Annotated in this window: 28 protein-coding genes; 18 read left to right on the forward strand and 10 right to left on the reverse strand. The window is 60.1% G+C overall.

Going from position 1 to position 25,675, the window contains the following annotated elements; translation table 11 throughout:
• Nucleotides 1-150: 150 nt before the first annotated feature.
• The 11 genes from EJD88_RS16255 (at nt 151) to recX (ending at nt 7,945) form a co-directional block, all read left to right on the forward strand.
• Nucleotides 151-732 carry a phage tail assembly protein gene (locus EJD88_RS16255; RefSeq protein ID WP_099583544.1) on the forward strand — a complete coding sequence of 194 codons (582 nt, stop codon included), beginning with the start codon at nt 151-153 and terminating at the stop codon, nt 730-732.
• A complete protein-coding gene (locus tag EJD88_RS27250; protein ID WP_256673698.1) occupies nt 729-854 on the forward strand; it encodes a hypothetical protein in 126 nt (41 codons plus the stop codon). The genes EJD88_RS16255 and EJD88_RS27250 overlap by 4 nt, the downstream gene beginning before the upstream one ends.
• A 6-nt stretch (nt 855-860) precedes the next feature.
• Complete coding sequence (locus EJD88_RS16260) at nt 861-3,083, forward strand: phage tail tape measure protein (protein ID WP_178117288.1); 2,223 nt, start codon at nt 861-863, stop codon at nt 3,081-3,083.
• A complete protein-coding gene (locus tag EJD88_RS16265) occupies nt 3,083-3,466 on the forward strand; it encodes a phage tail protein (protein ID WP_099583465.1) in 384 nt (127 codons plus the stop codon). The genes EJD88_RS16260 and EJD88_RS16265 overlap by 1 nt, the downstream gene beginning before the upstream one ends.
• Nucleotides 3,459-3,671 carry a tail protein X gene (locus tag EJD88_RS16270; RefSeq protein ID WP_044272200.1) on the forward strand — a complete coding sequence of 71 codons (213 nt, stop codon included), beginning with the start codon at nt 3,459-3,461 and terminating at the stop codon, nt 3,669-3,671. Before EJD88_RS16265 ends, EJD88_RS16270 begins: the two co-directional genes overlap by 8 nt.
• A 9-nt stretch (nt 3,672-3,680) precedes the next feature.
• A complete protein-coding gene (locus tag EJD88_RS16275; protein WP_158878469.1) occupies nt 3,681-4,682 on the forward strand; it encodes a contractile injection system protein, VgrG/Pvc8 family in 1,002 nt (333 codons plus the stop codon).
• Nucleotides 4,683-4,704: 22 nt separating this feature from the next.
• Nucleotides 4,705-5,262 carry a glycoside hydrolase family 19 protein gene (locus EJD88_RS16280; RefSeq protein WP_158878470.1) on the forward strand — a complete coding sequence of 186 codons (558 nt, stop codon included), beginning with the start codon at nt 4,705-4,707 and terminating at the stop codon, nt 5,260-5,262.
• Entirely contained in the window at nt 5,250-5,744 is a 495-nt protein-coding gene (locus tag EJD88_RS16285; protein WP_158878471.1) for a lysis system i-spanin subunit Rz, read from the forward strand. Before EJD88_RS16280 ends, EJD88_RS16285 begins: the two co-directional genes overlap by 13 nt.
• 81 nt (nt 5,745-5,825) lie before the next feature.
• On the forward strand, nt 5,826-6,326 hold the full coding sequence (locus EJD88_RS16290; protein ID WP_158878472.1) for a CinA family protein: 501 nt from the start codon (nt 5,826-5,828) through the stop codon (nt 6,324-6,326).
• 84 nt (nt 6,327-6,410) lie between these two features.
• Nucleotides 6,411-7,469, forward strand: coding sequence for a recombinase RecA (gene recA, locus EJD88_RS16295; RefSeq protein WP_032891767.1), 1,059 nt, complete (start codon nt 6,411-6,413; stop codon nt 7,467-7,469).
• Between the two features lie 8 nt (nt 7,470-7,477).
• Entirely contained in the window at nt 7,478-7,945 is a 468-nt protein-coding gene (gene recX / locus EJD88_RS16300; RefSeq protein WP_003189043.1) for a recombination regulator RecX, read from the forward strand.
• Nucleotides 7,946-8,006: 61 nt separating this feature from the next.
• Here the strand turns inward: recX and EJD88_RS16305 are convergent, their stop codons facing one another.
• Together EJD88_RS16305 and EJD88_RS16310 are read right to left on the reverse strand one after the other, a co-directional pair.
• Nucleotides 8,007-9,119, reverse strand: coding sequence for a TIGR00730 family Rossman fold protein (locus EJD88_RS16305; protein WP_158878473.1), 1,113 nt, complete (start codon nt 9,117-9,119; stop codon nt 8,007-8,009).
• A 290-nt stretch (nt 9,120-9,409) separates the two neighbouring features.
• Nucleotides 9,410-9,844, reverse strand: a complete 435-nt coding sequence (locus tag EJD88_RS16310) for a PA3611 family quorum-sensing-regulated virulence factor (RefSeq protein WP_099583459.1) — start codon at nt 9,842-9,844, stop codon at nt 9,410-9,412.
• A gap of 179 nt (nt 9,845-10,023) precedes the next feature.
• Between EJD88_RS16310 and EJD88_RS16315 the strand changes: the two genes are divergently transcribed.
• The 3 genes from EJD88_RS16315 to EJD88_RS16325 all read left to right on the forward strand — a co-directional run bounded on the left by EJD88_RS16315 (nt 10,024) and on the right by EJD88_RS16325 (nt 12,084).
• Complete coding sequence (locus EJD88_RS16315; RefSeq protein ID WP_158878474.1) at nt 10,024-10,743, forward strand: tRNA-uridine aminocarboxypropyltransferase; 720 nt, start codon at nt 10,024-10,026, stop codon at nt 10,741-10,743.
• A gap of 252 nt (nt 10,744-10,995) precedes the next feature.
• A complete protein-coding gene (gene erdR, locus EJD88_RS16320) occupies nt 10,996-11,646 on the forward strand; it encodes a response regulator transcription factor ErdR (protein WP_112193797.1) in 651 nt (216 codons plus the stop codon).
• Nucleotides 11,647-11,721: 75 nt separating this feature from the next.
• A complete protein-coding gene (locus EJD88_RS16325) occupies nt 11,722-12,084 on the forward strand; it encodes a diacylglycerol kinase (RefSeq protein WP_032891758.1) in 363 nt (120 codons plus the stop codon).
• A gap of 3 nt (nt 12,085-12,087) precedes the next feature.
• On the opposite strand, the gene EJD88_RS16330 is transcribed toward EJD88_RS16325, so the two are convergent.
• Complete coding sequence (locus EJD88_RS16330; protein WP_160385053.1) at nt 12,088-13,014, reverse strand: LysR family transcriptional regulator; 927 nt, start codon at nt 13,012-13,014, stop codon at nt 12,088-12,090.
• Between the two features lie 124 nt (nt 13,015-13,138).
• Between EJD88_RS16330 and fpr the strand changes: the two genes are divergently transcribed.
• On the forward strand, nt 13,139-13,918 hold the full coding sequence (gene fpr, locus EJD88_RS16335) for a ferredoxin-NADP reductase (RefSeq protein ID WP_003231344.1): 780 nt from the start codon (nt 13,139-13,141) through the stop codon (nt 13,916-13,918).
• A 132-nt stretch (nt 13,919-14,050) separates the two neighbouring features.
• On the opposite strand, the gene tsaA is transcribed toward fpr, so the two are convergent.
• From tsaA to rimO, 5 genes are all read right to left on the reverse strand, one after another.
• Nucleotides 14,051-14,746 carry a tRNA (N6-threonylcarbamoyladenosine(37)-N6)-methyltransferase TrmO gene (gene tsaA / locus EJD88_RS16340; protein ID WP_099583454.1) on the reverse strand — a complete coding sequence of 232 codons (696 nt, stop codon included), beginning with the start codon at nt 14,744-14,746 and terminating at the stop codon, nt 14,051-14,053.
• A gap of 3 nt (nt 14,747-14,749) precedes the next feature.
• Nucleotides 14,750-15,211: a DUF1456 family protein gene (locus EJD88_RS16345; RefSeq protein WP_099583453.1), complete on the reverse strand. Its 462-nt coding sequence runs from the start codon at nt 15,209-15,211 to the stop codon at nt 14,750-14,752.
• A 67-nt stretch (nt 15,212-15,278) separates the two neighbouring features.
• Nucleotides 15,279-15,989, reverse strand: a complete 711-nt coding sequence (locus tag EJD88_RS16350; protein WP_099583452.1) for an rRNA pseudouridine synthase — start codon at nt 15,987-15,989, stop codon at nt 15,279-15,281.
• A gap of 71 nt (nt 15,990-16,060) precedes the next feature.
• The gene (locus EJD88_RS16355) at nt 16,061-16,534 is read right to left on the reverse strand and encodes a GNAT family N-acetyltransferase (RefSeq protein ID WP_112193801.1); all 474 of its coding nucleotides are present in this window, start codon (nt 16,532-16,534) and stop codon (nt 16,061-16,063) included.
• 103 nt (nt 16,535-16,637) lie between these two features.
• Nucleotides 16,638-17,978 (reverse strand): 30S ribosomal protein S12 methylthiotransferase RimO, encoded by a 1,341-nt coding sequence (gene rimO / locus EJD88_RS16360; RefSeq protein ID WP_046384502.1) that lies wholly within the window; start codon nt 17,976-17,978, stop codon nt 16,638-16,640.
• 289 nt (nt 17,979-18,267) lie between these two features.
• Between rimO and EJD88_RS16365 the strand changes: the two genes are divergently transcribed.
• From EJD88_RS16365 to EJD88_RS16375, 3 genes are all read left to right on the forward strand, one after another.
• Nucleotides 18,268-20,169, forward strand: a complete 1,902-nt coding sequence (locus tag EJD88_RS16365; protein WP_099583414.1) for a potassium transporter Kup — start codon at nt 18,268-18,270, stop codon at nt 20,167-20,169.
• Nucleotides 20,170-20,294: 125 nt separating this feature from the next.
• Nucleotides 20,295-21,401 carry an NADH:flavin oxidoreductase/NADH oxidase gene (locus tag EJD88_RS16370; RefSeq protein WP_158878475.1) on the forward strand — a complete coding sequence of 369 codons (1,107 nt, stop codon included), beginning with the start codon at nt 20,295-20,297 and terminating at the stop codon, nt 21,399-21,401.
• Between the two features lie 270 nt (nt 21,402-21,671).
• A complete protein-coding gene (locus EJD88_RS16375; RefSeq protein WP_099583412.1) occupies nt 21,672-21,857 on the forward strand; it encodes a hypothetical protein in 186 nt (61 codons plus the stop codon).
• Nucleotides 21,858-21,908: 51 nt separating this feature from the next.
• On the opposite strand, the gene EJD88_RS16380 is transcribed toward EJD88_RS16375, so the two are convergent.
• Together EJD88_RS16380 and EJD88_RS16385 are read right to left on the reverse strand one after the other, a co-directional pair.
• Nucleotides 21,909-23,534, reverse strand: coding sequence for a glucan biosynthesis protein D (locus EJD88_RS16380; RefSeq protein ID WP_032891741.1), 1,626 nt, complete (start codon nt 23,532-23,534; stop codon nt 21,909-21,911).
• A 257-nt stretch (nt 23,535-23,791) separates the two neighbouring features.
• The gene (locus tag EJD88_RS16385; RefSeq protein WP_158878476.1) at nt 23,792-25,654 is read right to left on the reverse strand and encodes an FAD/NAD(P)-binding protein; all 1,863 of its coding nucleotides are present in this window, start codon (nt 25,652-25,654) and stop codon (nt 23,792-23,794) included.
• Between the last annotated feature and the right edge of the window lie 21 nt (nt 25,655-25,675).

Below are 25,675 nucleotides of genomic sequence, written 5' to 3' on the forward strand. Positions count from 1 at the left end.
CCTGTGGGAGCTGGCTTGCCTGCGATGCAGGCGACTCGGTATCCCTGGAGCATCGAGTGGATGCCATCGCAGGCAAGCCAGCTCCCACAGGGGCCGTGCTCAGGTTTAGATTTTTCACACTTTTCAACACCGCTCAACAAGGAATTCCCCATGGCCTGGATGCCACCGTTGCACATCCTGCTGTCCCCGATCACCGCCGACACCGGTGCAATGATCGAGCAAGTTCAACTCAAGCCGTTGTTCTACGCCGCGCAGAAAGACGCGCTGGCCCGGGCCGGTGATGATGAGGACGATCAGTTCTTCGAACTGGCGAAACTCGCCACCGGCCTGTCGGAAAAAGAGCTCGACCAACTCAAGCGCCCGGACTACGTGAGCATTGCGCAGTACGTACACGAAATGTCGACCCGGCCTGCATCGTTTTTTCTCGCGCAAACCGATAGCCCGCGCGAGTCGTTGACGTGCGAACAGGTTGCCCTGCTGCTGCCGCTGGACGCGAGCGGTCGCACTCTCACCAGCGTCACCCTGGAAATGCCCGCCTTGCGCGCTACCAAGGTGATGAAAAAACTGGCCACTAACAAAGACCGGGCCGAGTTCATCACCGCTCACTGCACCGGCCTGATGATTCCCGATCTTGCCGGCCTGACCGTCCCCGACTGGACCGAGCTGCAGGAGCGCATCGACGATTTTTTAAACAAACCGGCGGACTTCTTTCGGAACGCGACATCGAAGTGATCCTCGATGTAGTGCCGCTGGTTTACTCGGTAAACGAAGCGGAAATCCTCGACTGGGAAGCCGGCAAAGCATTGCGCCGCTACGACATCGTGATCAGTCGTCTTGGCGTCAAACAGGAGTAGAGCGCAATGGCAGATAGTAATCATGGAGCAGGGTCAGCCATTGCCAAGGACGGCGTGTTGACTCAGGGCGCACTTCAGATGACAGGAATGCAGGCCAGTCTCAAACCTATCACCCAAGCGCTGCCGAGCCCACTTGAGGTGGCACCGGGGAGTACGGCGAATTTGGCATTGGCATTGGCCGATGCCAGCTTGCAGATCAAGCATCTGGCGGACGGGCAGGTACGGTTGGTCGATACGTTGGAGCTGTTCAACGTCTCGTTGCTCAAGGTGATGGACGCCCGGCAAGCCGAAGCTGCCGGGAACGCAGAGGGTACGAAGATCACCGCGGCTGCCGACAAGCGTACACCCTCGCAGGCGCTGGACGCCGCGATGACCGACCTTGATCAACTGTTGAGGTTTACCCGCAATGAGCGCAAGGCATTGCGCGAAGCCAACCTTGCCATGGCATCCGAGCCGGTGGTGGCCGCCAGTGGTGCCAGCGCCGTCGACCTCGCTAAGGTTGAGTATGCCGCCGCCCGCACAGGTATCGGCAGCGATCGTAAGGACGCTTCAGGCAATATTGACCCCGTTGGGCGCCAGGCAGACCTGCAGCAGTTTACCCGCGATGCCGCAATCATGGCGACCGCGTTCAAGATCGACGTCAAAAATGCCGGCGAACTCATGGGCGGCTGGCGCGAGTCAATGCACCTTGATCGCGCACAAGCCTTGGACCTTGCCGACGCAACAAACGTGCTGGGCACCCAGGTATCGCTCAAGGCTGAATCGGCGGATATCGGCGCTATCGTGCAACATCAGGGCGCTGCCGCGAAGGCTGCGGGCATGAGCCCCGAACAGGCAGCAGCGCTTTCGGCGGCGTTGTTGAGCGCAGGTAACAGCAAGGCTGTTGCCGGTGCCGGGCTGGAAAAAATCAGCGCGGTCCTGGCTAAAGGCGACAACGCCTCTGCAGGGCAACGCAGCGCCTGGGCAGAGCTCAAGCTTGATCCAAAAGTACTCGCGGCGGGCATGAAACAGGACGCCCCGCAGGCCGTACTTACGGTGCTGGAGGCCCTCAAATCGCAACCTGCAGAACGGCAGGCGATGCTGGCGACGCAGTTGTTTGACGGCAACCAGACCATTCTGAGCCTGGTGCCGGTGATCGACAGCGTGAAACAGGCCTTTTCGCTGGTGGCCGAGAAATCCACCTACGCTACTTCCACGTTGGGCGATCAGGGTTCGGTCCTGCGCTCGGCCACGGTTCGTGCGGACTCTACTTACGCACGTCGGCAAGCCTACGAGGCCAGTACCACACGCTTGAGCACCGCCTCTGATACAGCGCTGGCCCCCGTTGTGGATGCCTCGCTGACCGCAATGAACGGCCTGGTCAGTGGCGTGGCTTGGCTCGCGGAAGGCCTGCCCAAGGCTGCCGCTGCCGTCACCCTGGCGGGGGCGGTGCTGATCCCGGTGGTTTCCGGTGTTTTCGGTGCCGTGAAGGACAAGATTTTCGAAAAGGTCGCAGGGAAAGTGCTCGGAGAGGGGCCGGCAGCAGGGAATAAAACCACGCCGCCGGACAGCCAGCGCAAAGCCCCGAGTAATGACGGGCACAACGCTAATCGCCCGTCGGCCTCCGGTCCTGGTATCTCTGGCAACGCTGCGAAGGTGAGCACGCTGGCCAAAGGGGCCTCCCTCAGCCTGGTGGTGGCCCAGGCCGGTATCGAGATGACGCAAGGCGCGATGACCGGGAACCTGGGTAAAGCGGTTGGCACCAGCGTGGGCTCGATCGGCGGCGGTGTTGCCGGCGGTGTCGTCGGTGATGTGGCCGGGATGGCGATTGGCCGAGCGGTCGGCACGCTGGCGGGAGCTGTTATCGGTTCGGTCGTTCCGGGTGCCGGCACAGTGTTGGGCGGGGTTATGGGAGGCGTCGCCGGGGGCGCAATCGGCAAGGTAGTCGGCGGTGCCGTGGGTACTTTCGTGGGCAGCGACGTCGGTGCGTGGCTCGCTGAAAAAGTGATGGGGACAGGCGATCGCCTGCCATCGCCCACAGAGGTCAGCAAAAACCTCAACGCCCCTCAAGCCGACAACCGCCAAATCAACTTCGCCCCGCAAATCACCATCACCGCGCCTGAGCAAGCCAGCCATCAACAGCTGGCGGCGCTCGTGGTGCAACAGATCGAAGCGCAATTTACCCCGCTGTCGATGGACAACCTGCTGGCGACCCGACGCGGCGCAGCACTCACCGATGGAGCTGTGTGATGCGACAACAGATGGTCTTGGGTACTTTTATTTTCGGGCTGTCCCGTGGGTTCGCCTACGACACGCTTGATCGTGGGAGCAGCGGGGGCTGGGTCAGTCTCGACATCATTGCCGGCAAACCTAAATCCAGCCAGGTCGGCCAGGGGCTCGAAACGCTGGCATTCGGCGGCAAGGCTGCGCGCGCCAAGGGCATGGCGCGCCTGGATGAGTTGCGCGCCCTGCAGGCCCTGCGGACGCCGTTGCCGTTGGTGGACGGATTAGGGCGTAACTGGGGGTTATGGACCATCAAGTCGATCAGTGAAAAACAAGCCAGCGTGATCGACGACGGTACGGCCATGGTGATCAATTGGTCGTTGGTACTGGAGGAGTTCGTCAATGCGTAGGGTTCGAAGTATTGCCGGCGACTCGGTGAACCTGTTGCTCTACCGCCAACTGGGGCGCAGTGATGATGCCGCAGAAGAGGCGTTGTGGCGCTTGAATCCGGAGTTGGCCGAACAGGGCGCAGTACTGCCTGCGGGCGTCAGTGTGCTGGTGCCCGAATTGGATGCGCAACCGGTCGCAAGTCGACCGGTTTCCGCCTGGGATTAAGGAGCCATTATGGCACTCGGATTTACACCTGTAGTGGAGCTTTACGGAACTAATGCCGCGCTATTTAACGAGCGGCTATTGGAGTGGGAACACACCGACGCAGCGGGGTTTGTGTCTGATCAACTGAAGCTGACCCTTGATATCGAGGGTCTTGAAGGGCTGCCCGATCTGGGCGGCAAAATTGGCCTGCGTATCGGCTACCTGGAATCGGGCCTGGTGGATAAGGGGGTGTTCAAGATTACCCAGCGCACGCCCTCGATGTTCCCATTGCGACTGGTGCTGGTGGCCACGGCGGCACCGTTCGACGAGCACGAATTTAAACAGCGCCGCACCGCCAGCCATGGGCCGATAACCCTGGGTGCGCTGTTTCGCCAACTGACCACCCGATACGGTTTTTCACCGCGTGTGGCGCCTGAACTCGACGGTGAGCCGATCGCGCACATCGATCAGACCAATGAAAGCGACATGGCTTTTCTGACGCGCCTGGCAAAGCGCTTCGATGCGGTGGCCAAACCTGTCGATGAGCTGTATGTACTGGGGCGTAAAGGCCAGATCAAGACGCTGTCGGGCAAGGAATTGCCGGATGTACGGTTGTCGATTACCCATGACAATCGTCCAGGCGAGCGCGCGTTCATCAGCGCCAGTTTCACCGACACCAGCCGTGCCAAATACAACGGCGCGCAAACGTCATGGTGGGACGCGGCAGCCGGAAAACAGCGTGTCGTCAAGGTGGGCATCGCACCCTTCAAAGTGGTGACACAGCGATACCAGAGCGAGGACGAAGCACGCTCGGCGGCGCAGGGAGAGATGCGGCGGGTGGGGCGCGAAGGGTTGCAAATCGATGTGGTCTGCCCTGGTAATCCTTCGTTGGCTGCTGAAGGCCTGTTGCTGTTGGATGAGTCGTGGCCGGGGTTCATGCAAGGGCGCTGGTCGATTAAAACGGTGAAATCCAGGGGCGAGCGAAAAGGTGGCTATCGGAGTACGGTCCAGGCCAGCGGTTTGTCGGTGTAGATCCTTTCTTAGAGTAAAACCCATGGTAATCACACATGCTCAGCTTCTGGGTGTAATGCCTGGAGCCCGCCTTCGCGCGGGCATTTTTTTAACCTTTCTAAATGCTGCCTTTGCGGGGCACCAGATCAATACGGCCCGTCGCGTCGCCGCCTTCCTCGCCCAAATCGGTCACGAGTCTGCCCAGTTACAGTACGTGCGCGAATTGGGTAGCGATCAATACCTGAGCAAGTACGACACCGGCAGCTTGGCTGCGCGGCTGGGCAACACCCCTGAGGCGGACGGTGATGGGCAAATGTATCGGGGCAGGGGGCTGATCCAGATCACCGGGCGCCGTAATTACATGGCGTGCAGCCAAGCTCTGTTTGGTGACGATCGTCTGCTGCGACAACCGAAATTGCTGGAGCAGCCTCAATGGGCCTGCGAATCCGCCGCCTGGTTCTGGCAAAGCAACGGCCTCAACGAGCTCGCCGACAAAGGCCAGTTCACCACCATCACCCGGCGCATCAACGGCGGCCTCAACGGCCTGGACGACCGTTTGCAGTTGTGGGCGCGGGCGAAGGCGGTGCTATGCGTTTCCTAGGTGCGTTTCGCTTGGTCGGTGTGTGCCTGCTCATGGCGCTTGTGTGGCAGGTGCAAGCGTGGCGATACGGGGCGCAGTTGGAGCTGCAATCGGTGGTCCATGCACAGGCGCTCAGCCAGCAAAGCCAGGCAATTCTTCAGCAACAACAGGCCGAACAGGCCAAACGCCTGGCTCTTGAACAACAGCTCAACACCGGCGACCAGCACCACACCCAGGAATTGAACGATGCCCAACGCAACCAAGCTGCTCTGCGCGACCGCCTGGCCACTGCTGATGTGCGGCTGTCAGTCCTTCTCGACACCGTCGCCATTGGCTGCACAGTGCCTGCCGCCCCCACCGCCAGCGGCGTGGTTCATGCAACCTCGCGAGCCCGACTTGACCCGGCGCATGCTCAGCGAATTATCCGCATCACCGACGACGGCGATAACGCCCTGATCGCCTTGCGCGCTTGCCAGGCCTACGTGCAGGCCGTCGCGCATTAGTCTCTTGATGCACTCTGTGTCTTGCATGGTCGATGGGCTCCTGTAGGGTAGGCAAACCCCCGCCCATTCCTGGAGACGACCGTGAAGGAAATCACTCAACTGGCTGCCGAACTGGGGCGCCGCTTGCAGGTGCTCAGTGCCCACGTCACCACTGCCGAGTCCTGTACCGGCGGCGGTATTGCCGAAGCCATCACGAGGATTCCGGGCAGTTCGGCCTGGTTCGAGGCGGGTTATGTCACCTATTCCAACCGGCAGAAGACCCGGCAACTGGATGTGCCGGAAAAACTCTTCGCCAAAGTCGGGGCCGTCAGCCAGGAAGTGGTGGAAGCGATGGCCCGCGGCGCCCAGGAAAAAAGCCTGGCCCGATTCGCCGTGGCAGTCAGCGGCGTGGCCGGGCCCGACGGCGGTTCGCCAGATAAACCGGTGGGTACAGTGTGGTTGGCCTTCGGCGTGGGCGACGAGGTCACGGCCGAGCTTGAGCACTTCCCCGGCAACCGCGATGAGGTCCGCCGACAAACGGTAAAGGCTGCGCTAGAGGGCTTGTTGCGACGAGCTGCAGCAGAAATAGAAAATCAGGGGTAGGCGATCTACGATCTTTGTGGAACAATACTGTCTACTTATACAGGTGTTGGCCGCCCCGGCCTTATTGATTACGTGAGGACTTTAATGGACGACAACAAGAAGAAAGCCTTGGCTGCGGCCCTGGGTCAGATCGAACGTCAATTCGGCAAGGGTGCCGTAATGCGTATGGGCGATCACGACCGTCAGGCGATCCCGGCTATTTCCACTGGCTCTCTGGGTCTGGACATCGCGCTCGGCATTGGCGGCCTGCCAAAAGGCCGTATTGTTGAAATCTACGGTCCTGAATCTTCCGGTAAAACCACTCTGACGCTGTCGGTGATTGCCCAGGCGCAAAAAATGGGCGCCACTTGCGCGTTCGTCGATGCCGAGCACGCCCTGGACCCTGAATACGCCGGCAAGCTGGGCGTCAACGTTGACGACCTGCTGGTTTCCCAGCCGGACACCGGTGAGCAAGCCCTGGAAATCACCGACATGCTGGTGCGCTCCAACGCCATCGACGTGATCGTGGTCGACTCCGTGGCAGCCCTGGTACCCAAGGCTGAAATCGAAGGCGAAATGGGTGACATGCACGTGGGTCTGCAAGCCCGTCTGATGTCCCAGGCACTGCGTAAAATCACCGGTAACATCAAGAACGCCAACTGCTTGGTGATCTTCATCAACCAGATCCGTATGAAGATCGGCGTGATGTTCGGTAGCCCGGAAACCACCACCGGTGGTAACGCGCTGAAGTTCTACGCTTCGGTCCGTCTGGATATCCGCCGTACCGGCGCGGTGAAGGAAGGCGACGAGGTTGTTGGTAGCGAAACCCGCGTCAAGGTTGTGAAGAACAAAGTGGCGCCGCCATTCCGTCAGGCTGAGTTCCAGATTCTCTACGGTAAAGGTATTTACCTGAACGGCGAGATGATCGACCTGGGCGTGCTGCACGGTTTCGTCGAGAAGTCCGGTGCCTGGTATGCCTACAACGGCAGCAAGATCGGTCAGGGCAAGGCCAACTCGGCCAAGTTCCTGGCAGACAACCCGGATATCGCCGCCACGCTTGAGAAGCAGATCCGCGACAAGCTGCTGACCGCAGCCCCTGACGTGAAAGCTGCTGCCAACCGCGAGCCGGTTGCAGAAGTGGAAGAAGCCGATACTGACGTCTGAAGCAAAAGATGACTGTTGTACTGGATACACTCGTCGCCGTTCGGCGGACTGCGATGGACCTGCTCGCTCGCCGCGAGCATGGGCGAGTCGAGCTGACACGTAAGTTGCGTCAGCGTGGTGCAGAGCCTGAGATGATCGAAACAGCCCTCGACCGGTTGACGGAAGAAGGGCTGTTGTCGGAAGCCCGTTACCTTGAAAGTTTTGTGTCCTACCGCGCACGTTCCGGTTATGGCCCTGCGCGGATTCGCGAAGAGTTGAGCCAGCGTGGACTGCAACGTGCCGATATTGACCTCGCGCTACGTGAGTGCGGTATCAGTTGGCAGTCGCAGTTGGAGGAAACCTGGCGTCGCAAGTTTGCGGGCCACCTTCCGATTGATGCCAGGGAACGTGCGAAGCAAGGCCGCTTCTTGAGCTATCGCGGATTTTCGATGGACATGATCAGCCGCTTGTTAAGTGGTCGGGATATGGACGACTGAACGCCAAAAAACAAAAGGCCCACTATGAAAATAGTGGGCCTTTTTTTTCGCCTGTAAAAAGTCACGCTGTCTCTGGCGTCATCCGTTGCTGCGCCTTCCCCTGAGCTTGCACCCAGTTCTCCGGCAAATTGATGTAATCCACCAATTCCCGCAAGCGCCCCTGGTCGCGACCATTAAAGTTAAACACCAGCCGCGTCAGATGGCTGAACCGTGCCTCATCATGCTCCTCACCGGTATAAGCGAGTTGCCGAAACTCACCGCTCAACCGCAGGCTGGCGAACTCACTCTGCAAATGGGCCAGCGCCCGATCGCTGAGCGGATGATTCATGCGCACCACAAACTCACGCTTCAACCAGCGAGTGGAGTGGAAGTTTGCATAAAACTGATTGATTTCTTCCACGGCCTCTTCAGCGCTATACACCAGTCGCACCAGCTTGAGGTCAGTTGGCAAGATATAGCGATTGGCTTCCAGCTGGCTGCGGATAAAGTCCAGCGCGCCTTGCCAGAACCCGCCACCCGGCGCATCCAGTAACACCACCGGTACCAGCGGGCTCTTGCCGGTCTGGATCAGCGTCAGCACTTCCAGCGCTTCATCCAGAGTGCCGAACCCGCCAGGGCATAACACCAGTCCATCGGCTTCCTTGACGAAGAACAGCTTGCGGGTAAAGAAGAAGTGAAAGGACAGCAGGTTGTCGGTGCCATCAATCGTCGGGTTGGCATGCTGTTCAAATGGCAGGGTGATATTAAACCCCAGGCTGTACTCCAGGCCTGCGCCTTCGTGCGCCGCGGCCATGATGCCGCCACCACCACCGGTAATCACCATCAGGTCCGAGCGCGCCAGTGCTGCGCCCACTTCTCGGGCCAGCGCGTACAGCGGGCTTTCCACCGGCGTGCGGGCTGAGCCGAATACGGTGACCTTGCGCCGGTCCTTGAACTGTTCGAGCACACGGAAGGCGTTGTCCAGTTCACGGATGGCTTGCAGGGTGATCTTGGCATTCCAGCGGTTGCGGTCGTCCTGTGCCATGCGCAGCACGGTGAGGATCATGTCGCGGTACAGAGGGATATTCGGGCTGTCGGGGGCGATCAGTTGGAGTTGGGCTTCGACCTGCTGCGTGAGGTCGGCCCCGTTTTTTTCAAAATGCTGGAGCAGGCTGTCATTCGGTGCGTAAGGCATTCAACTTCTCCTTCTTGCAGGGCCGGGTAGCCGACGAGAAGTTCGCCGGAGGCTACGACACTACATGTGTCGCTGCTTGCCGCAGGGGGCAACCTTCTTTTGCCCTGAAAATGTTACAGAACAGCATGAAAAGTGCTGTGAGTGAGCGGTTGGGATGGCTTGATCATGGGCCGAAAAACCGTTGGCTGGCAACCGCTTATTGGTTGCTCAATACGGAGTCTAGCTGTTTGAGGGGCGTTGGAGCGGGGGGATGCGCGCCACTGAGAGCAGCGCGCGAACGTCAGACAGAATTACTTTTTCTTTTTTGCCGGTGCCGGGCAATCCGCTTCCACGAACTTCACCGATGCCACAGGACGGTTAGTCTTGTTCTCGGTGATTTCGTAGCGCATCACGGCGCCTTTGGCCATCAGCTCGCGGTAGCCTTTGTTCAGGCAAACGCTTTGCCCCAGTTGGAAATACACAGCCTTGGGGTTGGCGCGCATTTGCTCGGCGCGGTCGGACATCACACTCAAGTGATCGATCAACTGCATGCCTTCAACGGTGTAGGCCACTTCCAGGGTTTTTTCGTCGATTTCCCGGGGCAGGTCTTTGTTGCTCTCAGCCGCGACGCTTTGCAGTTTCCTGTTCATCTGGGCCTCCAGCAGCGAGGCCGCATGTGCGCCCACAGGCAACACCAGCGCAAGGGCGATGGATGGGGCGACAAAGCGCAGCATGGAACGCAGCATGAAACTCTCCTGATTCGGTTACTGGTGCATAGACCAGCCACTGCGCTGTGCGTTCAGTGGCGCGCGATTATAGGTGAGCCCTTGCCACTACAGCCAGGCGTATCGCTGGTAAACTGCGCCCACTTCAGCCTTTCACGAGTTCTATCCGTGTCGATTTACCCGTTCCAGCGGTGCATCCGATGAGTCACGCCGTTTCACGTCTGCGCACCCAGCGCCTGGCGCGTGCCATCAAGCCCTTCGTCAACCGCGGCTCCCGCGCCGAACGCTGCCCCGGCTGCCGGGTGATTCCAGAGTACTGCCTGTGCGCCTGGCGACCCAAGGTCGAGGCCCGGTCTGCGATGTGCTTGCTGATGCATGATGTTGAACCGATGAAACCCAGCAACACCGGCTGGCTGATCGCCGACGTCATCGCCGACACCACCGCGTTCCCCTGGGCGCGCACCGAAGTCGAGCCGGATTTGCTCACCTTGCTCGCAGACCCGCAATGGCAGCCTTATATCGTATTCCCTGGCGAGTTCGTGGCGCCTGAACGGGTGGTCAGCGAAGTCATCGTGACGGAGGGCAAGCGCCCGTTATTCATCCTGCTCGACGGCACCTGGAGTGAAGCGCGCAAGATGTTCCGCAAAAGCCCGTATCTGGAGCACTTGCCAGTCCTGAGCCTGGCACCTGAGCAACTCTCGCGCTACAAACTGCGCCGCTCAAAGCGTGATGATCATTTCTGCACCGCCGAAGTCGCGGCACTGTGCCTGGAGTTGGCCGGGGATGAAGTTGCCAGCGAAGTGCTGGACGCCTACCTCGATGTGTTCAGTACCCATTATCTGGCCGCCAAGTTCCAGATGCCTTTGGACGCCTGCGATGTCGTCCATACGCGACTTGCGCCCTATATACCGGCGGTATAGCCAGACGACGTTTGCATGATGGCACTGTAAACCCGCAACCCGCTAAAATGCCCACGGGCGTAGTGCTTGACCCCCCAGGCTACGCTGGGCATGCTGGGCGCCGATTGGGGTGCAACCGTGAGTTTTCGACGTCGTTTCACGTGCATTTGACGTTGAATGTGCCCTATGGCGATGGCTGCCTGGCCATTGCCGTGTGTACTGGCGAACCTTGAACCCATCAAGGCTGCCATAAAAAACAGGATCATTTAATCAATGGCCACATACGAAATCCTGATAGCCGATGACCACCCGTTGTTTCGCAGTGCGCTGCACCAGGCTGTAACGCTGGGCCTCGGCCCGGATGTGCGTCTGGTTGAAGTGGCCAGCATTGCCGAGCTGGAAACCCGCCTCACCGAAAAATCCGACTGGGACCTGGTGTTGCTCGACTTGAACATGCCTGGCGCTTACGGTTTCTCGGGGTTGGTGCTGCTGCGTGGGCAATACCCGCAAATACCGGTGGTGATGGTGTCGGCGCAGGAAGAAGCCGATGTGGTGGTGCGCTCGAAGGAGTTTGGTGCCAGCGGTTTCATCCCCAAGTCCAGCGCCATGGAAGACATCCAGAACGCCGTACGCAAGGTGCTGGACGGTGATGTCTCATGGCCGCCGCAAGCGTTTGAAGAAATCAACGTCTCCGACGAAGCCAAGGCCGCCCGCGATGGCTTGGCCAGTCTGACGCCGCAGCAGTTCCGGGTGTTGACCATGGTCTGTGAAGGCCTGCTGAACAAGCAGATCGCCTATGAGCTGAACGTGTCCGAAGCGACCATCAAGGCCCACGTTACGGCGATTTTCCGTAAGCTGGGCGTGCGTACGCGCACCCAGGCGGCGCTGCTCTTGCAACAACTTGAGTCAATTTCGCAGCATTAAGCTGTTGCCGATTCACGCTTTTTTGACTTTGCGTGATCTAGTTTTCCCACTTCTTTGGTTCAGTTGCCTACGTCTATGTCGCCTTTCAAGGGTCAAACCGGTATCAAACGTATCTTCAATGCTGGGGGTTATTCCCTGGATGGCCTGCGTGCGGCGTTCACCGGCGAGGCTGCTTTCCGTCAGTTGGTGTTGCTCAACGTCATCTTGGTCCCGCTGAGCTTTTTCCTGAACGTCAGCCGGGTCGAACGGGCGTTACTGATTGCAGTGTGCCTGCTGGCCTTGATCGTCGAATTGCTCAATTCGGCCGTGGAAGCGGCCATTGACCGCATTTCCCTGGACCGTCACCCCCTGTCGAAAAATGCCAAGGACATGGGCAGCGCCGCGCAATTCGTGGCACTGACCATGATTACCCTGGTGTGGGCCGTGATCCTGATCTGACGATCAGGCGATATTCGGCAGCACGATCTCGTCGCTGCGCTGAACCCCGGCGGTGAAGGCGCGGCACAGCTCCAGAAACTCGCGCATCGCCGAGGTCTGGTACTTCTGTTTATGCCAGATGAAGTAAAACTGACGCGCCAGGTCCAGGTCCGGGGTTTCCACCGGCACCAGGCTGCCTCGGCGGAACGCGTCGCGCAGCGCCAGGCGCGAGATGCAGCCAATCCCCAATCCCGATTCCACGGCGCGCTTGATTGCCTCGGTATGCTCAAGCTCCAGGCGGATATTCAGCGTGCTGCGGTGGTGACGCATGGCCTGGTCGAAGGTCAGGCGCGTGCCTGAGCCTTGCTCGCGCAGGATCCACGCCTCATGGGTCAGCTCTTCCATGGTGGCCTCGCCGCGCTTGGCCAGGTGATGCTGAGGCGCGCAGAACACCACCAGCTCATCCTCGACCCAGGTTTGCACCTCGATATCGGGGTGGCTGCAGTCGCCTTCGATTAGACCCAGGTCAATTTCGTAGTGCGCAACCTGATGCACGATATTGGCAGTGTTCTGCACATGCAGTTTTACCTGGCTCTCGGGATGCTGCTGCATGAAGCTGCCGATCAGCAGGGTGGCCAGGTAATTGCCGATGGTCAGGGTAGCGCCGACGGCCAGGGAGCCGAAGCCCGACTTGCCGTTGAGCAGGTCCTCGATCTCCTTGGCCTGGTCCAGCAACGCTACGGCCTGAGGCAGCAGCTGATGGCCGAGGGCGTTCAGGCTCAGGCGTTTACCGGCGCGGTCGAATAATTGGCAGCTGGATTGACGCTCCAGCTCGGTGATCGAAGTGCTGGCGGCGGATTGAGATAAGGCCAGAAGGCCAGCAGCGCGCGAGACGCTTTCCTGCTGGGCGACGGCGACGAAGACTTGCAGTTGACGGAGAGTAAATCGCATATCGATATAACCGATAACCCTTATCTTAATAATCCAGTTAACAGATATTGTCGCCGCCATTAGAATGCTGTGCAATTGCGCACTTCATCTTTGGCGCAGACCCATTTCCAGGAGTCCCCCGTACATGAGCAACATGAACCACGAGCGTGTCCTCAGTGTTCATCACTGGAACGACACTCTGTTCAGCTTCAAGTGCACCCGCGACCCGGGCCTGCGCTTCGAGAACGGTCAGTTCGTGATGATCGGCCTGCAACAGCCCAACGGCCGCCCGCTCATGCGCGCTTACTCCATCGCCAGCCCAAACTGGGAAGAGCATCTGGAGTTCTTCAGCATCAAGGTGCCGGATGGTCCGCTGACTTCCCAATTGCAGCACTTGAAGGAAGGCGACGAGATCATCATCAGCAAAAAACCGACAGGCACCCTGGTGCTTGACGATTTGAAACCGGGCAAACACCTGTACCTGCTCAGCACCGGTACTGGCCTTGCTCCGTTCATGAGCGTGATCCAGGACCCGGAAACCTACGAGCGTTTCGAAAAAGTGATCCTGTGCCACGGCGTGCGTTACGTCAACGAAGTCGCCTACCGCGAGTTCATCACCGAGCACCTGCCGCAGAACGAATTCTTCGGCGAGGCCCTGCGTGACAAGTTGATCTACTACCCGACCGTGACCCGCGAGCCGTTCGAAAACGAAGGTCGCCTGACCGATCTGATGCGCAGCGGCAAGCTGTTCACGGACATCGGCCTGCCACCGATCAACCCCGAGGACGACCGCGCCATGCTGTGCGGCAGCCCAAGCATGTTGGACGAGACCAGCGAAGTGTTGAACAGCTTCGGCCTGAAGGTTTCGCCGCGCATGCGCGAGCCGGGTGACTATCTGATCGAGCGTGCGTTCGTCGAAAAGTAATACAGAGTCAGTAACACCAGCGATCCAAAAAATGTGGGAGCTGGCTTGCCTGCGATGCAGACACCTCAGTGGTTCAGTTGAACCGAGGTGATGCTATCGCAGGCAAGCCAGCTCCCACATTTGGTTTTCGTCCTATTTAGCCGGAACCACTTCCAGCACACAGATCATTCCCGGCTCCGGGTAGTGCCAGCGCACATCTACATCCCAGAACCGCACACCGTATTCACGCTCAGGGCCGGGCGTTTGGTAGGCCGGTCGCGGATCTTGCGCCAGGCACTGATCAATCAACTCTACCAACGGTTCACCAAGGCGCTGGGCATGGCCTTGCGCCTGGTGCAGTGCAGCCTTGAGCCATTGCACGCCGATCAGTTCGGGCGCATCGCTGGCGATGTGGTTGGTGGCCGCACCAACGCTATCGGCATACGGCACATACGGCTTGATATCCAACACCGGCGTGCCATCGAGCAAATCGATCCCGGAAATCCACAGCCGCCCCGGCTCCACCTTGTCCAGCTTCACTACCGACTGGCCGATGCCATTAGGTCGATGAGTCGCGCGGGTCGCAAATACGCCCATGGACGTATTGCCGCCCAGACGCGGCGGCCGCACTTTCAGGCGCGGCTTGTCTTCCAGGGCCTGGTGGAACAGGAATAACAGCCACACATGGCTGACCTGTTCCAAACCCTGCACCGCCTCACCCTGGTCGAACGGCGCCACCAACTCCAACACGCCCCGGGCGGCGGGCGCCAGTTGCGGTTGGCGAGGGATGGCGAACTTCTCCTTGAAGCAGGAGCGGACGAAGCCGACGGGCGAGACCTGGTAACTCATGGCTTATGCACGAACCCGCAGGGTCAGACCCTTGAGGAAGTTGCGCAGCAACTGGTCGCCACAGGTGCGGTAGTTGGTGTGGCCGAACTTGCGGAACAGCGCGCTCAGCTCCGGCTTGGAGACCGGGAACTCGGCAGCCTTGAGGATGGCGTGCATGTCGTCTTCTTTCAGCTCAAAGGCCACGCGCAGCTTTTTGAGGATGATGTTATTGGTCACCGGGGTTTCGATCGGCTGCGGCGGACGGCTTTCGTCCTTGCCGCGCTTGAAGATCACCAGGCCGTCGAGGAAGTAGGCCATGACCTCGTCCGGGCAGAAGACGAAGCCTTCTTCCTCATCTTTCTTGAGGTAGGTCAGCAGGTCGTCCTTGGTGACGTCCATGCCGCCGAGCTTGATGATCTCGACCATCTTGTTGTCGCTGATGTCGAGCATGTAGCGCACGCTGCGCAGTACGTCGTTGTGAATCATGGTGGGCAATCCTGGTATTCAACTGAGGACACCGCCCATCAGGCGGTGTCGAGAAAAGGGGAGCGGCTTAGAACTTCTCTTTGCCGGACAGGTAACGCCATTGACCGACCGGCACCTTGCCGATCGATACACCGCCGATACGGATGCGACGGATCGCCACGACTTTCAGGCCAACGGCTTCGCAGAACAGCGCGATCACGCCTGGCTGCGGGTTTTTCATCGCGAAACGCAGGCGGTTTTCGTTCTGCCAGCTGGCTTTGACCGCCGGCAGCTCCTTGCCCTTGTAGGTCAGGCCGTGGTTCAGGCGGTTGAGGCCGTGGGCAACCATGTCGCCCTCGACTTCCACCACGTACTCCTGCTCGATCTTGGCGGCATCGGCGGTCAACTTGCGCAGAATCTTCCAATCCTGGGTAAACACCAACAGGCCGCTGGCCTTGGCTTGCAGGTCGGCGCTGGCGGTCAGGCGCAGGAAGTGACCTTTGAGCGGGCGCTTGCTGAAGCGGTGTTCTTCGGACAGGGTTTCGGCGCTGATCGAGGCCATGGCGGTCTCGGCATCCACGCCGGCGGGAGCGTGCAGCAGGATGGTCACCGGTTCCGGCACCGTCGCCTTGGCGTCGGGGTCAAGTTCGACTTTCTGCGTCGTGACCTTGAACTGCGGCTCGTCGATCACTTCACCGTCCACCGAGACCCAGCCGCCTTCGATAAACAGCTCAGCCTCCCGACGGGAGCAACCGACCAGTTCGATAAGGCGTTTGGAGAGGCGTATGGGGTCAGTCATGACAAGGGCCGTAACAAAAGGGGGCGGGTATTGTACCTGTGTGGGCGCGGTTAATCCCGGCCCCATTTCATTTAGCCTTGGCGCTCCTGCTGATGCGCCTGGCGCAGACGCATATGCAGCAACGGATAAGGCTGGCCCAGGCCATCATGCTCCGTGCGTCCGATCACCTCGAACCCGAGCTTCAAATAAAACCCCAATGCCTGGGGATTCTGTTCGTTGACGTCCAGCGCTTCGGCATTCAGGTGCTCGATCGCGTACCACAGCAGTTGTCGGCCAAGGCCCTGGCCCCGGTGGTGCGGGTCGATAAACAGCATCTCCACCTTGCCCGCCGCGACCCCGGCAAACCCGGTGATGCGCTGGCGCGAGTCCTTGGTGCAGATCAGCATCACTGAGTCCAGGTAGCGGGTCAGCACCAGGTTTTTGAGCAGCACGATGTAACTGTCGGGTAAAAAGTCATGGGTGGCTCGCACAGAGGCTTCCCAGATCTGCGCCAACTGCGCGTAGTCGCTGGTGTTGGGTGTATGGATAACCGAATGCTGACGCATGCCCGCTGCCCCTTGCTGAGATCCGTGCCGATGGGCAAAACGATAGACGTAAAAAAGCCCCGCATCTTGTCCAGAGGCAGGGCTTTTTCATGTTTTTACGCCATCAGTCGCGCTTTTCGGCCCACAGGTCGTACTCGTCGGCGTCGGTCACGGTGCACCAGACCTTGTCGCCCGGCTTCAAACCGCTGGCATCGTCGATAAAAACGTTACCGTCGATTTCCGGCGCGTCGAAGAAGCAGCGGCCTACCGCGCCTTGCTCGTCGACTTCGTCGATCAGCACTTCGATTTCCTTGCCGATGCGCAGTTGCAGGCGCGCCGAGCTGATCGCCTGCTGGTGCGCCATGAAACGCTCCCAGCGGTCTTGCTTGACGTCGTCCGGCACCACGGCCAGGTCCAGCAGGTTGGCCGGAGCACCTTCCACCGGCGAGTACTGGAAGCAGCCGACACGGTCCAGTTGGGCTTCGGTCAGCCAGTCCAGCAGGTACTGGAAGTCTTCTTCGGTTTCGCCAGGGAAGCCGACGATGAAGGTCGAACGGATGATCAGCTCCGGGCAGATCTCGCGCCAGTTCTTGATGCGCGCCAGGGTCTTGTCTTCGAAAGCCGGGCGTTTCATCGCCTTGAGCACTTTCGGGCTGGCGTGCTGGAACGGGATGTCCAGGTACGGCAGGATCTTGCCGGCGGCCATCAGCGGGATCAGTTCGTCCACGTGCGGGTACGGATAAACGTAGTGCAGGCGCACCCACACGCCGAGGCTGCTCAAGGCTTCGCAGAGTTCGGTCATGCGGGTTTTCACCGGCGCGCCGTTCCAGAAACCGGTGCGGTATTTCACGTCGACGCCATAGGCGCTGGTGTCCTGGGAGATCACCAACAGCTCTTTCACGCCGGATTTGACCAGGCGCTGGGCTTCGTCGAGCACGTCACCGACCGGGCGGCTGACCAACTTGCCGCGCATCGACGGGATGATGCAGAAGCTGCAGCTGTGGTTGCAGCCTTCGGAAATCTTCAGGTACGCATAGTGGCGCGGGGTCAGCTTGATGCCTTGCGGCGGCACCAGGTCGATCAGCGGGTTGTGATCCTGACGCGGCGGCACCACTTGGTGCACGGCATTGACCACCTGCTCGTACTGCTGCGGACCTGTCACGGCCAGCACGCTTGGGTGCACGTTGCGGATATTGCCTTCTTCCACGCCCATGCAACCGGTCACGATGACCTTGCCGTTTTCCTTGATGGCTTCGCCGATCACTTCCAGGGACTCCGCCTTGGCCGAGTCGATAAAGCCACAGGTGTTGACCACCACCACGTCGGCGTCCTGGTACGTGGACACGACGTCATAGCCTTCCATACGCAGTTGCGTGAGGATGCGCTCGGAGTCGACCAGAGCCTTTGGGCAACCCAGGGAAACAAAGCCAACCTTGGGGTTGGCTTTTGCGATGGTGGTGGACATGTCTAACCTCGGTATTGAATGACGCTGCCGGTCGTGCACGACAAGACAACGGATGGGCGCTTGGTGCGCCTCTGATCAAAAAGTGCGCAATTCTAGCGGCGGGCAATCCACTTGACCAGCTTTATGCAGGGAAATGCGACGAGCGCTGCGCTATGCTTCGCGCCGTTGCACACGGGTAAAACCCCTGGGTCAATAAAACGTCTGTTACGAGAAGTAAAACAGCGCATGCTAGGGTCAGCTTAGGCGCGTTGTTTATAAGAGACCTCAGGTCAAAGGGCAGGAGTGGTTGATGGGTCAGGCGAGTAGTCAGGCGGCAGGTGCCGAGCATTCAAACACCAAGCCGATCGGCATGCTGGTGGCAGCGGTCGGGGTGGTTTACGGCGATATCGGCACCAGCCCGCTCTACACCCTCAAAGAGGTGTTCAACGGTGGTTATGGGGTGCAGGTCAACCATGACGGTGTATTGGGGATCCTGGCGCTGATCTTCTGGTCGCTGATCTGGGTCGTATCGATCAAATACATGCTGTTTGTGCTGCGCGCCGACAACCAGGGCGAAGGCGGCATCATGGCTTTGACCGCATTGGCACGCCGGGCAGCGGGAGAGCGCAAGAAATTGCGCAGTTTCCTGGTGGTCTGCGGCCTGTGCGGCGCGGCGCTGTTCTATGGTGACAGCATGATCACCCCGGCGATTTCCGTGTTGTCGGCGGTTGAAGGCCTGGAGCTGGCGTTCGACGGCCTGGAGAAATGGGTCGTGCCGATTGCACTGGTCGTGCTGGTGGCGCTGTTTCTGATCCAGAAACACGGCACCGACCGCATCGGCAAGTTGTTCGGGCCGGTAATGGTGACCTGGTTCCTGGTGCTGGGCGGGCTGGGCATCTATGGCATCAGCCAGCACCCCGAAGTGCTCAAGGCACTGAACCCGATGTGGGCCGTGCGTTTCTTCGAGGCTCACCCAGGCATTGGCGTGGCCATCCTGGGCGCCGTGGTGCTGGCCCTGACCGGCGCCGAAGCGCTCTACGCCGACATGGGCCATTTCGGCCGCAAACCCATCGCCCGCGCCTGGTTTATCCTGGTGTTGCCGGCGCTGGTGCTCAACTATTTCGGCCAGGGCGCCATGCTGCTCGGCGATCCTGAAGCCGCGCGCAACCCGTTCTACCTGCTGGCGCCGAGTTGGGCGCTGATCCCCCTGGTGGTGTTGTCGACCCTGGCCACGGTGATTGCCTCCCAGGCGGTGATTTCCGGTGCGTTCTCCTTGACCCGCCAGGCGATCCAGCTGGGTTACATCCCGCGCATGCACATTCAACATACCTCCAGCGCCGAACAGGGCCAGATCTACATCGGCGCGGTGAACTGGTCGCTGATGGTCGGCGTGATCCTGCTGGTGGTGGGCTTTGAGTCTTCCAACGCACTGGCTTCGGCCTACGGCGTGGCGGTGACCGGCACCATGCTGATGACCACCATTCTGGTCTCGGCGGTGATGTTGCTGCTGTGGAAATGGCCTCCCGTGCTGGCCGTGCCGGTGCTGCTCTGCTGCCTGTTGGTGGACGGCCTGTACTTCGCCGCCAACGTGCCGAAAATCATCCAGGGTGGCGCCTTCCCGGTGATCGCGGGCATCGTGCTGTTCGTGTTGATGACCACTTGGAAGCGCGGCAAGCAATTGCTGGTGGAACGCCTCGACGAAGGCGGGCTGCCGCTGCCGATCTTTATCAGCAGCATCCGCGTACAGCCACCCCATCGCGTGCAAGGCACGGCGGTGTTCCTGACTGCGCGGCCCGACGCCGTGCCCCACGCGCTGTTGCACAACCTGCTGCATAACCAGGTGTTGCACGAGCAAGTGGTGCTGCTGACGGTGGTGTACGAAGACATCCCGCGCGTCCCGGCTTCACGGCGTTTCGAGGTGGATTCCTACGGGGAAGGGTTCTTCCGTGTGATCCTGCACTTCGGTTTCACCGACGAGCCGGATGTGCCCGAAGCGCTGAAGTTGTGCCACTTGGATGATCTTGATTTCAGCCCGATGCGCACTACCTATTTCCTCAGCCGTGAGACGGTGATCGCCTCGAAGATCGAAGGCATGGCGCGCTGGCGCGAAGGCTTGTTTGCGTTCATGTTGAAGAATGCCAACGGTAACCTGCGCTTCTTCAAACTCCCGGTAAACCGGGTGATCGAGCTGGGCACCCAGGTCGAAATGTAAGTATCTGCTGCACGGGAGCCGGCCATCGGCTCCCGCTTTGCTTCTGAACCCTGTGCAATTCATCGTTGTCGACTAGGCTCTAAGCACTGTTGAACAGTGCCCATAGAACCCAGAAGAGGTGCGCCATGAGTCAGCTGCTCGAACCCTATACCCTGCGCCAATTGACCCTCCTGAACCGCATTGCCGTCTCGCCGATGTGCCAATACTCCAGTGATGATGGCCTGGCCAATGACTGGCACCTGGTCCACCTCGGCAGCCGTGCCGTCGGTGGCGCGGGGCTGATTTTCACCGAAGCCACTGCCGTGACGGCCGATGGGCGCATCACGGCCCAGGACCTGGGCCTGTGGAACGACCAACAGATTGAACCACTGCAGCGCATCACCCGCTTTATTGCCGCCCAGGGCGCGGTGGCCGGCATCCAGTTGGCCCACGCCGGGCGCAAGGCCAGCACCCATCGGCCATGGATCGGCAAGCACGGCAGCGTCAAACCCGAGGACGGTGGTTGGGTGCCGGTAGGCCCATCGCCGATTGCCTTTGACCCTCAACACACTCAACCCCGGCAACTGGACGAAGAGCAGATCCAGCACGTGATCGCCGACTTCGTCGCTGCCGCCAAGCGTGCGCTCACCGCCGGTTTCGAGGTCGTGGAAATCCACGCGGCCCACGGTTATCTGTTGCACCAGTTCCTGTCGCCGATCAGCAATCAACGGCAGGACCAATACGGCGGCTCCTTTGAAAATCGTATCCGCCTGGTGCTTCAAGTGACCCAGGCGGTGCGCGAGGTCTGGCCCCAGGAATTGCCGCTGTTCGTGCGGGTGTCGGCCACCGACTGGGTGGAGGACGGCTGGAACCCCGATGAAACCGTCGAGCTGGCGCTTCGCCTCAAAGGCCTGGGCGTGGACCTGATCGACGTATCCTCCGGCGGCACCGCCGCCAATGCCGAGATCCCCACCGGGCCGGGCTACCAGACGCGCTTTGCCGAACGTGTGCGCAAGGAGTCGGGCATCGCCACCGGCACCGTTGGCATGATCACCGAGCCGGCCCAGGCCGAGCACATCCTGCGCACGTGTCAGGCCGATATCATCTTCCTGGCCCGTGAACTGCTGCGCGATCCGTACTGGCCATTGCATGCCGACGATGACTTGGGCGGGCGCAAGGCAATCTGGCCAGCGCAGTACCAACGGGCGACCCACCGGGACCAGCCGATTCATGAGTCTGACTTGAGGGATTGATCCGCCACAGGCGCCATCTGAACCCACCCTGAGCCGGTGGGTTTTTTCTGTCCGTTGCTGTGGGATCAGGGTGTAGGTATTTGTTACCGAAGTATTTTTTTAAGTGAATACTCTAAAAAAATCCCACACGTAACGAGATTGTTTCTACGCTTAGGATATGACCGATTTCTGGCCCAGGGAGTCAGTCTGTTTGTCCACGCAGGCGTTGCGCCTCACGGGATTCGGTTGGTGGGCACCGGAGTATTTGATTGATATCAGGAGAAGCAGTCCATGGCCAAGTCCGATAGCGTAGCAGGTTGGGTGGCGTCTTTTTTGACCCGCAGGGTATCCATGCGTGGCCGTCGTTTAAGTCGTGATGAGGTTGAGTTGCTCGCGCAGTATCGCGCCCTGAACGAGAGCGATCAGGTGGCGATGCGTTATCTCATTGGAGCGATGAAAAGCGTGTCGCGGTTTTAGAGCCCACGAGTAAACCGCGTGGGAGGGAACAGGCCCCTCCCACATTGGATATCAGGTATACTTGCGCTGGTCCGGTGCCGGCGGGAAGTACTGATACAGCCAGGTTTCACTCAACGTGCGGTCCTGGGTGCGGATAAACAGTCGCAGTTCCACCGGCTCCACGCTGTCGCTGGTCGGGTACCAGTCGAACAGGATGCGGTAGCCCTTGATGTTGTCGAGCACCAGCACGCTGAAGTCCTTGACCTCACCATGGGAACACGTCACCACGGGCTCGATCCCGGTGCCGGGCGGTAAACGGTCAAGGCCCCCGCCCTTGAAGTCCACGGCAAAACGCCGCGCCCATACGTCCGGGTAGTGCTCGCCCGGTGCCCAACCTTCGGTAAAGCCGCCCATGCCGGAACGGGTCGCGTCGACCTGGGCCAACGGCGTGCTCACCGGTGGCAAGGCGCTCCAGTACAGCTTGTAGCCATAGTTGAGCGACTCACCCGCAGCCACGGGCTTTTTCGGAGTCCAGAAGGCCACGATGTTGTCCAGGGTCTCGCCGGTGGTGGGGATCTCCAACAGGTCGATGGAGCCTTCGCCCCAGGCGGTGGTCGGCTCGACCCACAGGCTTGGGCGCTTGCTGTACCAGTCCACGGTGTCCTGATAGCTGGCGAACTCATGGTCGGTCTGCACCAGCCCAAAGCCTTTCGGGTCTTTGTCGGCAAATGCGTTGAATTGCAGCTTGGCCGGGTTGTTCAGCGGGCGGCAGATCCACTCGCCGTTGCCGCGCCACATCGCCAGGCGGTCCGAGTCGTGGATTTGCGGGTGGATGGTGTCGCACATGCGGCGTTCGTGGGTGCCGCAGCTGAACATGCTGGTCATCGGTGCGATGCCCAGTTGCTCAATGGCGGTGCGCGCATTGATGTGCGCGTCGATCGCCATCACCACCTGGTTGGCCTGGCAGTCGATATCGAAGCGATAGGCGCCGGTGGCACTTGGCGAGTCGAGCAGGGCGTAGACCACAAAACGCGTGGCGTCCTTGTCCGGGGTTTCGAACCAGAACTGCGTGAAGTCGGGGAATTCCTCGCGTTTTTTCGCGTAGGTGTCGATGGCCAGGCCACGGGCAGACAGGCCGTATTGGCCGGTGGAATCCACGGCGCGGAAGTAGCTGGCACCGAGAAACGACAGCACGTCATGGCGATCCAGTTCCGGGGCCTTGAACAGTTTGAAACCGGAGAAGCCCAAGTCGCCGGTCAGCTGTTTGGTGTCGACGGTGGTTTTTTCATAGTTGAACAGCGAAGGGCGAAAGTGCACCTCGCGGGCTTCACGGGTTTTCGGATCAACGCTGTGCATGCGCACCGGCGTCTTGAAACCCATGCCGACGTGGAAAAACTGCACGTCCAACTGGCCGTTCAACTCTTTCCACAGCGAATGCTTGCCGTCGTAGCCGATGGCGTTGAAATTCTGCGGGGTCATGGTCGCCAGGGTCGGCGGCAGCACCTGTTTGGTGTCTTTATAAGCGGTCCCGGCGAGTTGCTTGGCCTGGGCCTTGAGTGCGTCGAAGTCGAACGCCACGGCCTTGCCGTCGGCGGCACGGTTCCCGGCCCAGGCCTGCGCGGCCAGCAGGCCGCTGGCCGACAAACCGGTGTAAGCCGCAATGGCCATGGACGCTTTGAGCAAATTCCTGCGGTGCATAGAGACAACCTGTCGTGAGCAAATCCCGCGCCGTTCCTGGCACGTAGCGGATCAGAAATTACGGTTCGGACATGCCTTCGGCCAAACGCAACGGACATTAAACAGACGCCGGATAGCTTAAGCGGTTCGATGACGTAGGAAAATTGATTGATGGCGGGTTGATGGCATTGCAAGTGCGACAAGACATTTCCGCGCCTAATGTGGGAGGGGCAAGCCCCCTCCCACATTGACTATTGCAGTGCTTGTCAGAGCGTCTTTCAGGCGACTTCACCAACTGCCCGGTAAGCCTCATCGATCGCCGCATGGGCATACGCGCTCCACGCCGCATCCGAATTGGCGATGCTCACATGTCCTACAGGCTTGCGCGCCAAATTCATCAACGCTTCGTTCTCATCGGCGTCATCAAACAAGCTGTTGGAGAAGCTCGCATAACCATGTGACCAACGGTTGACCGTGATCGCCAGAATATCCGTCTCATGCTTGAACCCACCCGGCCCGAGCATGCGTTGCAACTGGTCACGCAATTGCGCCTCCAACTGCTCGAACGTCTGCCCATACAGCTTGCCCCGTCCGGCGCGGGCTTGGTCGCGGGCGTTCATGCCGCTGTCGGGGCTGGTAGGCACATAGACCAGGTGCAGCCCAATCGGCTGCGTCGGGTCGCGTGGATGATCGTAGCCGCCCATGCTCACCGGGTAGTCCAGTTTGATGCGGCTGTACGGTTGGGTCGCCGCGTAGATCTCATGCACCCCCAGTTGCTGGAACGACTGCCAATTGCGGATCACTACCTTGGTGTACACCAGCGGATATTTCACGTTCTGGCTGAGCGCACGGGCCTGAGGCGCCGGCAGGTCTTTGAGCAGGTACGGAATCATCATGTTGTAGCACGCCAGGATGCAGCGCTTGCCGCGCACCTGGGCGAGCTGGCCGCCGCGGCTGTAGCCGATATGCACGCCACCGTCGACGTTGCGCACGCTGACGGCCGTGCTGTTCAAGCGCAGCCGTACCGCCGCCTTGGGCTGGTCGAGCCTGGCGTAATCAAAGGTGGCCAGCACGATATCGTCCATGGTGTGCCCCGGCGCCACGCCGGGTATCAGGCTGCGCACCAGCAACCGCGCCACCGAGGCATTGCCATCCGGGAAGTGGTAGATGTAGGGCTCTTCCATTTCCGCTGCGGCTTCTTCGCTGATTGGCGCCAGGTTCATCCCCGCAAAGCCTGGGAAACCCACGCTATAGGCATCGGCCGCTGCCACGGCATCAATGCTCAGTGCCATGAAATCATTGGTTCGGCTCTGGAAGTACTTCACCGCGCCTTCCGATAACCCTACGTCCTTGAGCAGGAAATTGCGGTAGCTGGTGGCCGCCAGGTAGTCGGCCTTTTCTTCGGCTGTTTTACCCGGCAGGTAATCCTTGGGCGCCGTGTGCAGGTCGATCAACGCCTGGCGGTCTGCTGCCGGCAGAGGAAAGTCATTGATGAACTCGTGGATGGGCCGCGCATGCAGTTGGTCTGGCGCAATGTCATCAGCCACCATGGGCGTCGGGTCACCGGTCACCAGTTTGTCTTCGCCGAAGTTTTCCTTGTCGAAAAACACCCCGCGTGACAGCCCCAGGTTGGGGTAGAACTGGCGGTCGAAGGCGGTTTCGAAGCGCTTGATAGTGACGCCGAGCTTCTTCAGCAGCCCGTTCACTTCCTTGCTGTACAGATGGTTCGGCGATTGCAGCGCCTCGCTGCCGCCGTAACCGATGATCATGCGGCCACCGGCCTGGAATTCATTGCGCTTGGCGTGGCCGCCGAAGTCGTCGTGGTTTTCCAGGATCAGGATCTTCGCCTTCGGGTGCTTCTCCCGGTAGAACCACGCCGCCGACAAACCACTCAAGCCTCCGCCGACCACCACCAGGTCGTAATCCTCGGTGATCGGCAGTTTTTCGGTGTCGAACACCTTCTTTTCCCAGCCCATCTGGTGCGCCACTTCGAACGAGCCGACATGGCTGCCGCGCAGGCCGGTGAGGGCAGGGGGGTAGTAGCGGCCATCGGGTGCAGCCTGGAGCAGTTGCAGCGGGGTCATGCCTGCGGCAACAGTAATGGCGACGCCGTTGAGGAAGTCGCGGCGGGTGATGTCCATGGGGGGCAACCTGAGATTTTA

Source organism: Pseudomonas sp. PB105, assembly GCF_009764655.1.
Taxonomy (GTDB): domain Bacteria; phylum Pseudomonadota; class Gammaproteobacteria; order Pseudomonadales; family Pseudomonadaceae; genus Aquipseudomonas; species Aquipseudomonas cyclaminis.